The sequence below is a fragment of the Bacillus sp. RSS_NA_20 genome, from assembly GCF_020165915.1.
Lineage (GTDB): Bacteria > Bacillota > Bacilli > Bacillales > Bacillaceae > Bacillus > Bacillus altitudinis.
The window spans coordinates 372,576-386,595 of the sequence record NZ_JAIUKW010000005.1; the positions used below are offsets into that span (position 1 = coordinate 372,576).

The window sequence follows — 14,020 nt, forward strand, 5'->3', positions numbered from 1 at the left end:
ACGATGCAACAATTGATTGAAGAAATCACAAAAGAACAATTACGCACTGATCTTCCTGCGTTCCGTCCTGGTGACACTTTACGTGTACACGTGAAAGTTGTCGAGGGTACTCGTGAGCGTATCCAGATCTTTGAAGGTGTTGTAATTAAGCGTCGTGGTGGTGGAATCAGCGAAACTTTCACAGTTCGTAAGATCTCTTACGGTGTAGGCGTTGAGCGTACATTCCCTGTACACACACCAAAAATCGCTAAGATCGAAGTTGTACGTCACGGTAAGGTACGTCGTGCGAAACTTTACTACCTACGTGAACTTCGCGGTAAAGCGGCTCGTATCAAAGAAATCAGACGATAATGATATCAAAGGAAAGAGCTTGTTACCTGTAACAGGCTCTTTTTTTGTACAATGTATAGAGAGACAACCGTTAGAAGAGAGAAGGTGCACATATGACAATTCAATGGTTTCCAGGCCATATGGCAAAAGCAAGACGGGAAGTCACAGAAAAATTAAAGCTCATCGACATCGTATTTGAATTAACCGATGCAAGAATTCCGATGTCCTCTAGAAACCCAATGATTGAAGAAATCCTCCAAAACAAACCGAAAATTATGCTTTTGAACAAAGCAGATAAAGCAGATCCTCGTATGACAAAAGAGTGGCAGGCACACTTTGAAGCGCAAGGTGTACGGTCGCTTGCCATTAATTCTGTCGATGGACAAGGGTTAAATCAAATCATTACGACATCAAAAGAAATCTTAAAAGAAAAGTTCGATCGAATGAAAGCAAAAGGTGTTAAGCCGCGTGCCATTCGAGCTTTGATTATCGGAATTCCCAATGTCGGCAAATCAACGCTGATCAATCGGTTGGCAAAGAAAAATATTGCGAAAACAGGAGATCGACCTGGTATTACGACGTCACAGCAATGGGTGAAGGTAGGAAAAGAACTTGAACTGCTCGATACCCCCGGAATTCTCTGGCCGAAATTTGAAGATGAACAAGTAGGTCTTAGGCTGGCCGTCACCGGAGCGATTAAAGACTCAATCATCAACTTGCAGGATGTCGCAGTGTATGCGCTGCGCTTTTTAGAAGAGCACTATCCAGAGCGATTAAAAAAACGCTATGATCTAGCAGAAATACCTGAAGATACAGTTGAGCTGTTTGATGCCATTGGCACAAAACGCGGCTGTCTGATGAGTGGAGGATTCATTAATTACGACAAAACGACCGAAATCATCATTCGGGATATTCGAACGGAAAAATTTGGTCCCCTCACTTTTGAGAAGCCTGAAAGCTAAAAGACACGCAGCTCATGCGGGTCTTTATTTTTTGCGAAAAACTGCCGATATAAAGAAGGAGGCTGCGGAAAAGCCAATGTACACGGTCAAACAAATAAAAGCATTAATAGAACAACATGCTGACGACGAGTCATACATTCGTGAACTATTGAAAGACGATACAAGAAAAAGTGTCCAGAAGCTGATGGACAAATGGAACAAAGAGAGAGAAAAGCAGCAAGAACTACATGCAGCATGGAAGCAAATGCTGCAATTTGAAACCAAAGCAAAAGCGCAAGGATACACTTATATTGCAGGCATAGATGAAGCAGGAAGAGGACCACTCGCTGGCCCAGTGGTTGCGGCAGCTGTGATATTAAAAGAAGATACCGTCCTACTCGGTTTAAATGATTCAAAACAGCTATCTGAGAAAAAAAGAATGACCTATTATGAGCTCATTCAAAAGGAAGCGCTCGACATCGGCATCGGCATTGTTGATGCGGCAACGATTGACGAAATCAATATATACGAAGCATCAAGACTGGCGATGGTGAGGGCTGTAAAGCAGCTCACTCACACACCTGATTATCTACTCATAGATGCGATGACGCTCCCGCTTCCTACTCAACAGGAGAATATCATCAAAGGAGATGCTAAAAGCGCATCCATCGCAGCTGGTGCATGTATTGCCAAAGTGACAAGGGACCAAATGATGGAAGAGTATGGACGCCAGTACCCTGAGTATCAATTTGAAAAACATAAAGGGTATGGAACGAAAGAGCACCTTGCTGCCATTCAAACACATGGCGCCACACCTATCCACCGGTTATCATTTGCACCAGTGAAATCTGTTATTTCATAAATATTTTGACACAAGGAGGCTGCCTGTGATGACAAGAGTTGAAGATATACATACTGCACTGAATAGTCGGCTGAATACGGCAGAATCTGTTCCGCTTAACACGGAAGGAAAGGAAAATATTCACCGGCTCATTCTCGGCAAAGTACTGAAAATGCTCGGGGATGATACAGCACTTGTTCAAATAGGTTCGACCAAAATCAAAGCGCAGCTAGCGGCTCAGCTCAAAGCCGATTCTTTCTACTGGTTCCAATTAGAACAAGAAGGTGGAGGCAGTCTGAGTAAATTAAGACCTGTTCAGCAATTTGACCAAGATCCTAAAACATTAAAGGATGCCGCAGCTAAACTACTAGAAGGTCTGTCGCTTAAAAATGGACTTGAACAAATGTTAACAGCTACAGCCTTTTTAAAAGAAAAACCGGTCATCAACGAAGCAGAGTTAAAAACGGCAGTAAAATGGATTGAACAACTTCAAGGTGCGGATATCAAAAAAGGTCTGCAAGCACTTCTTTTTGCTTTAAAGAAAGATTTGCCGATTCAACAAGGAGTGCTCCAATCAATATTAGCGATGAAATCCCCCTCTGCACTTCATCAGGATGTGACAGCACTGCTAGATCGATTAACACAGCTTCCGAAGCAATCAGAAGCCACACAGGCTCTTACACAGGCCGTTCGTACGGTTGTAAATGCTGAGACAACCGTTCATGCAGAAAAGCTCTTATCGGTGCTTCTAGGAGCAAAAGAAGGTCAAACGAAGCAAGGAGAAAGCTTGCAGCAAGTGCAGCCTCATGTCAATCCGGCTCAGCAAACAAAGCAGAGCCAGCCCACCGCTATACAACAAGGGCGACAGGCGGATACAGTGAATCAGAACAGCGTGCAGCAATTATTAAGTCCAAAACAGCTCCCGCTTCAGCAAATAGAACGCATTCTGACGAGCATCACAAAGCAAGGTACAGACGGACAGCAGCAGCTTGATGTAAAACAACTCACATCACTGGTTCAAGCAGTCCAGCAGGCAGGGCCACAGGCTGACGCAAAGGCAGCCGTGCTTCAAAGGGAATTTCCGTTTCTTTCAAAAACAGAGGCGAACGCATTGGCAAAGGCCATTCAGCAGACTGAACCAGCATTAAGCAATAAAACCGATGTACTCGATTTACTGATGACGATGAAAAAAGCGATAGGTGTACGAGATGAAATTGGGATGCTGAAATTACTGGAAAAGGGCAGCCAAGATGTCAAAAGCCAAGAGCTTCACCAATTAAAGATGGTTTTAAATGATGCAAGGCAAGCTGATGTTCCCGAGCCCGTAAAAAAAGAAGTGGATCAATTATTCCATAGATTAAATGGGCAGTTACTAGTGCATCAGGAAAACCAAACAGTTAGTCAAATGATGGTTTCTTACCCGCTTTTCTCAAAACATAGTGTTCAAGATTTAACCTTTATTCTAAAAGGGCATAAGAAAAAAGATGGCTCTATCGATATTTCTCAGTGCCGTTTAATGTTTTATTTAAACATGGAAAACTTAGAAGAAACGTTAATAGACTGTACGATTCAGCAAAAAGTGATGTCAATTACAGTCGAGACGGCTCACGAACTGCAAGGGACCATTAATCCAATGATTCCAGCTGTTCGAGAGAATTTAAATGCCCTAGGGTATAGTTTGACGGGGATTACAGCGAAAAAGAGAGAAGAGCCAATTGATCCGTCTGACTTTCTGGATGAACACTTTCATAAAATCAGCGAGAAAGGGCTGGACTTACGAGTATGAAAGATTCAAAACCGCTTAGAAGAGCGGTCGCTCTACACTATGATGAAGAAAAACAAAAAGCGCCAAAAGTCGTTGCAACAGGCAGTGGCTATGTGGCTGATCATATTATTGAAGAAGCTCAAAAAGCTGGAGTCCCTATTCAAGAAGACCGTAATTTAGTAGAACTGATGCGCCACTTAACGCTCGATGAGGAAATCCCAGAAGCGTTATACGATACTGTAGCAGAAATATTTTCATTTATCTATCGATTGGATCAAAAAATGAAAAAATAAGGTAAAATAAGTGTTTTGACTGAAAAATTTATATTTTTAATAAAATAAAAGTTTGAATGTTTAGAAGGATTTTACGATTTTACATAGAACCCTAGACATTCTCTTTTTTATTCTTTAAAATGAAAGCGCAGTCTATTTTATAATTTTTGTTTCTACATATGTTGGGAGGATGGGAAATGAATATCCATGAGTACCAAGGAAAAGAAATCCTAAGAAAATATGGGGTTTCAGTTCCAAATGGTAAAGTAGCATTTACACCTGATGAAGCAGTGAAAGCATCAGAAGAGCTAGGAAGCTCTGTATATGTCGTAAAAGCACAGATTCATGCAGGCGGCCGTGGTAAAGCTGGTGGGGTAAAAATTGCAAAAACAAAAGATGAAGTGAAAGGGTTTGCAGAGGAATTGCTCGGCAAGACACTTGTCACACATCAAACAGGGCCTGAAGGGCGCGAAATAAAACGCTTACTTATTGAAGAGGGCTGCGATATTCAAAAAGAATACTATGTAGGACTCGTTTTGGATAGAGCAACATCAAGAATTGTTTTGATGGCTTCTGAAGAAGGCGGTACTGAAATTGAAGAAGTAGCAGAAAAAACGCCAGAAAAAATCGTGAAAGTGGTCATCGACCCAGCGATTGGTCTCCAAGCCTATCAGGCGAGAGAAGTTGCGTTTAAAATTAATATTCCAACAAAATTAGTTGGTCAAGCTGTTAAGTTTATGACAAGCCTTTACAATGCGTTTATTGAAAAGGATTGTTCAATTGCCGAGATAAATCCTCTTGTTGTAACAGGTGATGGAAAAGTCATGGCACTTGATGCAAAATTAAACTTTGATAGCAATGCCTTATATAGACAAAAAGATATATTAGAATACCGTGACCTTGATGAAGAAGATCCAAAAGAGATTGAAGCATCTAAATATGACCTAAGCTACATTTCTCTAGATGGGAATATTGGCTGTATGGTGAATGGAGCAGGCCTTGCGATGTCTACAATGGATATCATCAAGCATTACGGCGGGGACCCTGCAAACTTCCTTGATGTTGGCGGCGGTGCAACTGCTGAAAAAGTAACGGAAGCATTTAAAATCATCTTATCTGATCAAAATGTCAAGGGGATTTTCGTGAACATTTTTGGCGGCATCATGAAATGTGATGTCATCGCAGAAGGTGTTGTTGAAGCGACGAAACAAGTCGGCTTAACATTACCACTCGTTGTACGTCTTGAAGGAACAAACGTTGAATTAGGGAAGAAAATCCTGAGTGATTCAGGCTTAAATATCACTTCTGCTGAGTCTATGGCTGACGGGGCAGAAAAGATTGTATCTTTAGTCAAGTAGAGCAGAAAGGCAGGGAACCTAAATGAGTGTATTTATTAATAAAAATACGAGAGTAATTGTTCAGGGGATTACCGGTTCAACCGCATTATTCCATACAAAACAAATGATTGAGTATGGAACAAATATCGTTGGCGGTGTCACACCTGGAAAAGGTGGAACTGAAGTAGAGGGAGTTCCTGTATTTAATACTGTATCTGAAGCAGTACAGACAACTGGAGCAAATGCTTCTGTTATCTATGTACCAGCACCATTTGCAGCAGACGCCATTTTAGAGGCTGTTGATGCAGAAGTGGATCTAGTGATTTGTATCACAGAACACATTCCAGTTCTGGATATGGTTAAAGTGAAACGCTATATGGAAGGTAAGAAGACAAGACTTGTTGGACCGAACTGTCCTGGCGTGATTACACCTGAAGAATGTAAAATTGGCATCATGCCTGGCTACATTCATAAAAAAGGTCATGTTGGTGTTGTGTCTCGTTCTGGAACGCTTACATATGAAGCGGTACATCAGCTTTCAGAGGCTGGTGTTGGTCAATCAACAGCTGTAGGAATTGGCGGAGACCCTGTCAATGGCACGAACTTTATTGATGTATTAAAAGCCTTCAATGAAGATCCTGAAACGCATGCTGTGATCATGATTGGTGAAATCGGTGGTACTGCTGAAGAAGAAGCAGCTGAATGGGTAAAAGCAAATATGACCAAGCCGGTTGTTGGCTTTATTGGCGGTAAAACAGCGCCTCCAGGAAAACGTATGGGACATGCTGGTGCCATTATTTCTGGTGGTAAAGGAACTGCTGATGAAAAAGTAAAAACAATGCGTGAATGTGGAATTGAAGTGGCAGAGACACCATCTGTCATGGGAGAAACCTTAATTAAAGTGTTAAAAGAGAAGAATCTCTTCGAAGCTTGTAAAACGCATTAATGACACAAGAAGACTTGTTCTTTGACAAGTCTTCTTCTTTCTATCTTAAACTGGAGGAATGGTATGTACAACGTGTCCGAAAGAATGATTTTTCACCGCTTAAAAGGCCTCATCTCACCCTCTTTGTTAACAAAATGGTGGAAAGTCGATCCTGAGCTATATATAAATGAAGAAACACATCATTTCAAACAGGATCGATCATTACAAAAGATCGACTTTACCCGCTTACAACAAGCTGAAGAAAATGAATTCCCCATTTTTCAACACATCGTTCAAGCCTATTTAAAGCAAAATATTCACATGGTTCCCATCACATCACCTTTATATCCCAGCTCACTAAAACACATTTATGATCCTCCCCCAGTATTATTCCTAAAAGGAAACGTTACCTATTTAAATGAAGAAAAAAGTTTAGGTGTAGTAGGTACACGAGTGCCATCCTCTTATGGAGAAGCGTGCGTGAAGAAAATTGTTGGAGAACTTGTAGAGGAAGATTGGATGATTGTGAGTGGTTTAGCAAAAGGAATTGATGGACTTGCACACAAAGAGTGCATAAGAAAAAAAGGAAAAACGATTGGTGTTGTAGCTGGCGGCTTTCAACATGTATATCCAAAAGAACATGTGCAAATGGCTCAATATATGGGAGAACATCATTTACTGTTGTCAGAGCATCCGCCTTATATCAAACCAGAAAAATGGCATTTTCCAATGAGAAACAGATTAATTAGTGCCCTGACAAGAGGAACCATCGTGGTCCAGTGCAAAGAAAAGAGCGGTTCGCTTATTACAGCCTACCAGGCATTAGAGCAAGGAAAAGAAGTGTTTGCTGTTGCAGGATCGATCTTTGATTCTAATTCTATAGGTCCAGCTAGACTGATTCAGCAAGGTGCCAAGCTTGTTCATTCAACGAAGGATATTTTAGAGGAATTCTCCTTGAGTGGTGTTCAATATACTGAACTCCCATAAAAATATCGTTTGACAAAAGACATCGGAATATTTAATAATAGTGAGGATTTAAGTTTACACTTTGTTTTTCGTGTTTATAATGATGTTCATCATAAAGAATTTTTAACGATTGCCTGTTAGATAGGTGCAATTAACATAAATATAAATTTGTGAAATGGATAAAGAGAGAACACCTCTTAAGGGGGATTTTGAGTATGGCTGATTATTTAGTCATCGTTGAGTCGCCAGCAAAGGCGAAAACGATTGAGCGTTATTTAGGAAAAAAGTATAAAGTAAAGGCTTCAATGGGGCACGTAAGGGATTTACCGAAAAGTCAGCTTGGTGTTGACACTGAGCATGACTTCGAACCGAGATATATTACGATTCGAGGAAAAGGTCCAGTCTTAAAAGAATTAAAAACAGCAGCGAAAAAAGCAAAAAAAGTATATCTCGCAGCTGACCCCGACAGAGAGGGAGAAGCGATTGCTTGGCATTTAGCCCACAGCCTTGACCTTGACCTCTCTTCAGATTGCCGCGTTGTCTTTAACGAGATTACAAAAGATGCAATTAAAGATTCCTTTAAACATCCACGTATGATCGATATGGACTTGGTTGATGCGCAGCAGGCAAGACGGATTTTAGATCGTCTCGTTGGATATAAAATCAGCCCGATTTTATGGAAGAAAGTCAAAAAGGGTTTAAGCGCCGGTCGTGTTCAATCAGTTGCACTCCGCCTGATTATTGACCGCGAGAATGAAATTAATGAATTCAAACCAGAAGAATACTGGACAATTGATGGCACCTTCCTAAAAGGGAAAGAAAGTTTTGAAGCGAGTTTCTTTGGCGTAAATGGCAAAAAACATCCGCTAAAAACAAAAGAAGATGTAAAAGAAATCCTTGCGAAATTAAAAGGAAGCAAGTTTTCTGTTGAAAAAGTGACGAAAAAAGAACGTAAACGCAACCCAGCTGTTCCGTTTACAACATCTACCTTACAACAAGAGGCAGCGAGAAAACTAAACTTCCGTGCGAAGAAAACGATGATGATTGCACAGCAATTATATGAAGGAATTGATCTTGGTAAAGAAGGTACAGTAGGTCTCATTACATATATGAGAACGGACTCAACACGTATTTCCAATACGGCAATTGAAGAAGTATCTGCTTTCATTGATCAAACGTACGGCAAGAATTTCTTGAATACAACAAAACGTACTGCCAAAAAGAACGAAAATGCACAGGATGCTCACGAAGCCATCCGTCCGACTTCTACGCTAAGAAAACCAGCAGATGTCAAACACGTGCTAAGTAGAGATCAGCTTCGTCTTTATAAATTGATTTGGGAACGTTTTGTGGCAAGCCAAATGGCACCAGCTGTTCTTGATACAATGAGTGTGGATCTTGAAAATAACGGGCTTACTTTCCGTGCAAATGGAAGTAAGGTGAAATTCCCTGGATTTATGAAAGTATATGTTGAAGGGAAGGACGACCAGTTAGAAGAAAAGGACAAAATGCTTCCTGATCTGAAAGAGGGGGATACCGTTCTTTCAAAAGATATTGAACCAGAGCAGCACTTCACGCAGCCGCCTCCACGTTACACTGAGGCAAGACTTGTCAAAACCCTTGAAGAGCTAGGTATCGGCCGCCCATCGACGTATGCACCAACATTAGATACCATTCAAAAGCGCGGCTACGTGGCACTTGATAACAAACGGTTTATTCCAACAGAGCTTGGAGAGATTGTGCTCAACTTAATTATTGAATTCTTCCCTGAAATCATTAACGTAGAATTTACTGCGAAAATGGAAAAAGAACTTGATAGCGTTGAAGAAGGTACGATTGAATGGGTACGCATTATCGACAGTTTCTATCAAGATTTTGCAAAACGGGTAGAAAAAGCAGAAGCAGAGATGCAGGAAGTTGAGATTGAGCCTGAATACGCCGGAGTTGATTGCGAAGAGTGTGGTCATCCAATGGTGTACAAAATGGGGAGATACGGTAAGTTCATGGCATGCTCTAATTTCCCTGACTGCCGTAACACAAAACCAATTGTCAAAGATATTGGTGTCAAATGCCCGACTTGTCACGAAGGAAATATCGTTGAACGGAAATCTAAGAAGCGCCGCATTTTTTACGGTTGCGATCGTTTTCCAGAGTGTGAATTCGTTTCTTGGGACAAACCAATTGAAAGAAAGTGTCCAAAATGCGAAAATATGCTTGTAGAGAAAAAGCTGAAAAAAGGCATTCAAGTTCAATGTGTGAACTGTGATTATAAAGAGGAACAACAAAAATAGCGGTGAGCAGCCTTGTTCACCTGCTTTTTTATGTCATCAAATAGAACTTACGAAATAGGAGAGTTGTACAATGAGTCAATTTGTAAATGTGATCGGAGCAGGTTTAGCAGGAAGTGAAGCGGCATGGCAAATTGCCAAGCGCGGAATTAAAGTCCATCTGTATGAAATGAGACCTGTCAAACAAACACCAGCTCACCACACAGATAAATTTGCGGAGCTCGTATGCAGTAACTCATTGCGTGCGAATGCTTTAACGAACGCAGTCGGTGTTTTAAAGGAAGAAATGCGTCATTTAGATTCAGCAATCATCGCAGCAGCAGATGAAAGCTCGGTTCCTGCTGGTGGAGCGCTTGCAGTAGATCGTCATGAATTTGCAGCGAACGTCACAGACCGCGTGAAAAATCACCCGAATGTGACGGTCTTTCAAGAAGAAGTGCAAAGCATTCCAGAAGGTCCGACGATTATCGCAACGGGTCCTCTTACATCAGAAGCACTTTCAAAAGAATTAAAATCTTTAACAGGTGAAGAGTATTTATATTTCTACGATGCAGCAGCGCCTATCCTCGAGAAAGACAGCATCGATATGGATAAAGTGTACTTGAAATCACGTTATGATAAAGGGGAAGCGGCTTATTTAAACTGTCCGATGACAGAAGAAGAATTCGATCGTTTTTATGAGGCGCTCATTTCTGCTGAAACTGTGCCGTTAAAAGAGTTCGAAAAAGAAATCTTCTTCGAAGGCTGTATGCCCATTGAAGTCATGGCCAAAAGAGGAAAAAAAACCATGCTCTTTGGCCCGATGAAACCAGTTGGACTTGAAGATCCAAAAACAGGAAAAAGACCTTACGCTGTTGTTCAATTAAGACAGGATGATGCAGCAGGTACTTTATATAATATTGTTGGTTTCCAAACACATCTGAAGTGGGGCGATCAAAAGGAAGTATTTCGTTTGATTCCAGGTCTTGAAGAGGCAGAGATTGTTCGCTATGGTGTGATGCACCGTAATACATTTATTAACTCGCCAAGCCTTCTAAAACCGACGTATCAATTTAAAAATAGAGATGACTTATTCTTTGCCGGACAAATGACTGGTGTTGAAGGATATGTTGAGTCCGCGGCTTCAGGACTAGTGGCTGGAATCAATGCAGCTCGTTTTGTTAAAGGAGAAGAGCTTGTGACACTTCCAGAAGAAACAGCGATTGGCAGTATGGCTTACTACATCACATCAACAAACAAGAAAAGCTTCCAGCCGATGAATGCAAACTTTGGATTGCTGAAAGATCTTGGCGTTCGAATTAAAAACAAACAAGAGCGCTATGCAGAGTACGCTAAACGCGCAATCGAAACTATTCAAACTATTTCGAAATCTCTGTAGTAAAACATTGCACGGAAAGCAAGATATGTGATACCATTTAAAAGCCTTAAAGAGGTGTAAAAATGACAGATAAACAGCGTCTTGTCCACTTATTCATTGAATATTTGCAGATTGAAAAGAACTATTCAGCTTTAACGATCTCAGGTTATACTGAGGCGATTGAAGAGTTTGTCAGATTTATGAACATTCAAGGAATAGACGGTTTTGAAGAGGTATCCTATCAAGATACGAGAATTTATTTAACAGAAGCTTATGAAAAAGGCCTTACAAGAAGAACGATTAGTAAGAAAGTCTCTGCACTTCGCAGCTTTTATAAATTTTTATTAAGAGAACAGCTTGTGAAAGAAAATCCTTTTTTACTCGTTAGCTTACCAAAGCAGGATAAGCGAATTCCTTCATTTTTGTATGAAGAGGAACTAAAAGAGCTATTTACAGTTTCTGATGTAAATACACCGCTTGGTCAAAGAAATCAAGCCATTTTAGAACTACTTTATGCAACAGGTATGAGGGTCAGTGAGTTATGTTCATTAAAAGAATCTGATCTTGATTTATCGATGGATACAGTGCTTGTACATGGGAAAGGCAGCAAACAGCGGTATGTACCTTTCGGATCTTATGCACATGAAGCGCTCTCCACATATTTAGAGGATGGAAGGCAGAAGCTGAAAGTGAAGGGAAAGGATCGTGCTGATTCACATGTGTTTTTGAATCAGCGCGGAGCTCCTCTTACAGATAGAGGCGTTCGATTCATTCTAACTGAATTAATGAAAAAGGCGTCTGGCACATTACATATCCATCCACACATGTTAAGGCACACCTTTGCTACGCATCTTTTAAACGAGGGAGCGGATTTAAGAAGTGTTCAAGAACTTCTCGGTCACTCAAATTTATCATCAACACAGGTGTACACGCATGTATCAAAAGATTCTTTAAGAAAAACGTACATGTCTCATCACCCAAGGGCTTTTAAACGATCCTAAAAGGAGGTTTTTTCATGTCATCATTTCATGCAACCACAATCTTTGCCGTTCAACATAAAGGGAAAAGTGCGATGGCTGGGGACGGTCAAGTCACTTTTGGGCAGGCTGTCGTCATGAAACACACAGCAAAAAAAGTGCGCCGTCTTTTCGGAGGCAAAGTACTCGCAGGTTTTGCTGGTTCAGTTGCAGATGCATTTACACTCTTTGAGAAGTTTGAAACGAAGCTTGAAGAATACGGTGGTAACCTAAAACGAGCAGCTGTAGAACTGGCGAAAGAATGGCGAAGTGACAAGATGCTCAGACAGCTTGAGGCCATGCTGATCGTCATGAATAAAGAAAGCATCCTGCTCGTATCTGGAACAGGAGAGGTCATCGAGCCAGACGATGGCATTTTGGCTATCGGGTCAGGCGGTAACTACGCGCTTAGCGCCGGGAGAGCACTCAAAAAACATGCAGGTGACCATCTCTCAGCTCGAGAGATTGCAAAGGCGGCTCTTGAAACGGCCGGAGAAATCTGTGTCTACACGAACGATCAAATCACTTTAGAAGAGCTTGAATAGAAAGGACATGAGACGTATGGAGAAAAAGCCGTTCACCCCAAGAGAGATAGTTGAAAAGCTCGATCAGTACATTATTGGTCAGCTTGATGCGAAAAAAGCAGTGGCGGTGGCTTTAAGAAACCGTTACAGAAGAAGTCTTTTACATGATAAGCTAAAGGATGAAGTCGTTCCTAAAAACATCTTAATGATTGGTCCGACAGGTGTGGGGAAAACAGAAATTGCCCGCAGAATTGCAAGGATTTCTGGTGCACCTTTCATTAAAGTGGAAGCGACGAAGTTTACTGAAGTTGGATATGTCGGACGTGACGTAGAATCAATGGTCAGAGATTTAGTGGAAACAGCAATCAGACTAGTCAAAGAAGAAAAAATGAAGGATGTTCAAGAAGAAGCGGAAAAACAAGCAAACAAACGGCTTGTTCATCTACTTGTTCCTGGAAAGAAAAAAAGTCAGTCTGTGAAAAATCCTTTTGAGATGCTGTTTGGTGGTTCTGATGCTGATGAAAGTGATCGAGATCACTCAAGTGAAGAAGTAGAGCTTGAGTCGACGAGAAAACGCATTGCGCACCAGCTGGCGATGGGTGAACTTGAAGACCATTACGTCACGATTGAAGTTGAAGAGCAGCAGCCTTCCATGTTTGATATGCTTCAAGGCTCGGGTATGGAGCAAATGGGTATGAACATGCAGGATGCGCTTAGCAATCTCATGCCTAAAAAGAAAAAACGCAGAAAGCTGACCGTCAGAGAAGCGAGAAAAGCGTTAACTGCTGAGGAAGCTTCAAAACTGATTGATATGGATGAAGTCGGTCAGGAAGCCGTGCAAAAAGCAGAGCAGCAAGGAATCATCTTTATCGATGAAATCGATAAAATTGCCAAAAGCGGTGGTGCATCGTCTGCAGATGTTTCTCGTGAAGGGGTTCAACGTGATATTTTACCGATTGTAGAAGGTTCCACTGTGATGACGAAGTATGGGGCTGTGAAAACAGATCATGTTCTATTTGTAGCAGCAGGCGCTTTTCATATGGCGAAACCCTCGGATTTGATTCCAGAGCTTCAAGGGCGCTTCCCAATCCGTGTAGAATTAGATAAATTAAGTATAGAAGACTTTGTGAAAATCTTAACGGAACCAGATAACGCGTTATTAAAGCAATATAAGGCTTTACTTGAAACAGAAGGTATATCTCTTGAATTTTCTGACGATGCTATTCATAAGATTGCCGAAGTGGCTTATCACGTCAATCAGGAGACGGATAACATCGGTGCAAGAAGGCTTCACACCATACTTGAGAAGCTGCTAGAAGAGCTCTCATTTGAGGCGCCTGATATTACAATGGAAACAGTGACTATTACCCCTCAGTATGTAGAAGAGAAGCTAGGAAAGATTGCAAATAACAAAGACTTAAGTCAATTTATACTTTAACAAATGAATAAAGTAATCTA

13 protein-coding genes are annotated in these 14,020 nt (G+C 41.2%); all 13 read left to right on the forward strand.

Annotated features, from left to right (window positions below):
- The first annotated feature begins 3 nt into the window (after window positions 1-3).
- The 13 genes from rplS to hslU all read left to right on the forward strand — a co-directional run bounded on the left by rplS (window position 4) and on the right by hslU (window position 14,000).
- Window positions 4-351, forward strand: coding sequence for a 50S ribosomal protein L19 (gene rplS, locus LCD32_RS07465; protein ID WP_008344834.1), 348 nt, complete (start codon window positions 4-6; stop codon window positions 349-351).
- Window positions 352-443: 92 nt separating this feature from the next.
- The gene (gene ylqF, locus LCD32_RS07470) at window positions 444-1,292 is read left to right on the forward strand and encodes a ribosome biogenesis GTPase YlqF (protein WP_007499632.1); all 849 of its coding nucleotides are present in this window, start codon (window positions 444-446) and stop codon (window positions 1,290-1,292) included.
- A 76-nt stretch (window positions 1,293-1,368) separates the two neighbouring features.
- Window positions 1,369-2,133: a ribonuclease HII gene (locus tag LCD32_RS07475; protein WP_046526651.1), complete on the forward strand. Its 765-nt coding sequence runs from the start codon at window positions 1,369-1,371 to the stop codon at window positions 2,131-2,133.
- A 28-nt stretch (window positions 2,134-2,161) separates the two neighbouring features.
- On the forward strand, window positions 2,162-3,898 hold the full coding sequence (locus tag LCD32_RS07480) for a glycosyltransferase (protein WP_138825735.1): 1,737 nt from the start codon (window positions 2,162-2,164) through the stop codon (window positions 3,896-3,898).
- Window positions 3,895-4,170 (forward strand): FlhB-like flagellar biosynthesis protein, encoded by a 276-nt coding sequence (locus tag LCD32_RS07485; protein ID WP_008344827.1) that lies wholly within the window; start codon window positions 3,895-3,897, stop codon window positions 4,168-4,170. The genes LCD32_RS07480 and LCD32_RS07485 overlap by 4 nt, the downstream gene beginning before the upstream one ends.
- A 176-nt stretch (window positions 4,171-4,346) precedes the next feature.
- Window positions 4,347-5,507 (forward strand): ADP-forming succinate--CoA ligase subunit beta, encoded by a 1,161-nt coding sequence (sucC, locus tag LCD32_RS07490; RefSeq protein ID WP_008344824.1) that lies wholly within the window; start codon window positions 4,347-4,349, stop codon window positions 5,505-5,507.
- 22 nt (window positions 5,508-5,529) lie between these two features.
- Window positions 5,530-6,432: a succinate--CoA ligase subunit alpha gene (gene sucD / locus LCD32_RS07495; protein WP_007499624.1), complete on the forward strand. Its 903-nt coding sequence runs from the start codon at window positions 5,530-5,532 to the stop codon at window positions 6,430-6,432.
- Between the two features lie 63 nt (window positions 6,433-6,495).
- Window positions 6,496-7,398: a DNA-processing protein DprA gene (gene dprA, locus LCD32_RS07500; protein ID WP_035700738.1), complete on the forward strand. Its 903-nt coding sequence runs from the start codon at window positions 6,496-6,498 to the stop codon at window positions 7,396-7,398.
- Between the two features lie 194 nt (window positions 7,399-7,592).
- Window positions 7,593-9,668 carry a type I DNA topoisomerase gene (topA, locus tag LCD32_RS07505; RefSeq protein ID WP_046526653.1) on the forward strand — a complete coding sequence of 692 codons (2,076 nt, stop codon included), beginning with the start codon at window positions 7,593-7,595 and terminating at the stop codon, window positions 9,666-9,668.
- A gap of 70 nt (window positions 9,669-9,738) precedes the next feature.
- Window positions 9,739-11,043, forward strand: coding sequence for an FADH(2)-oxidizing methylenetetrahydrofolate--tRNA-(uracil(54)-C(5))-methyltransferase TrmFO (gene trmFO / locus LCD32_RS07510; RefSeq protein ID WP_007499618.1), 1,305 nt, complete (start codon window positions 9,739-9,741; stop codon window positions 11,041-11,043).
- A 62-nt stretch (window positions 11,044-11,105) separates the two neighbouring features.
- Window positions 11,106-12,023, forward strand: coding sequence for a tyrosine recombinase XerC (gene xerC / locus LCD32_RS07515; protein WP_007499616.1), 918 nt, complete (start codon window positions 11,106-11,108; stop codon window positions 12,021-12,023).
- Between the two features lie 14 nt (window positions 12,024-12,037).
- Window positions 12,038-12,583 carry an ATP-dependent protease subunit HslV gene (gene hslV / locus LCD32_RS07520; RefSeq protein ID WP_007499614.1) on the forward strand — a complete coding sequence of 182 codons (546 nt, stop codon included), beginning with the start codon at window positions 12,038-12,040 and terminating at the stop codon, window positions 12,581-12,583.
- 16 nt (window positions 12,584-12,599) lie between these two features.
- Window positions 12,600-14,000, forward strand: a complete 1,401-nt coding sequence (gene hslU / locus LCD32_RS07525) for an HslU--HslV peptidase ATPase subunit (RefSeq protein ID WP_008344818.1) — start codon at window positions 12,600-12,602, stop codon at window positions 13,998-14,000.
- Window positions 14,001-14,020: the final 20 nt, after the last annotated feature.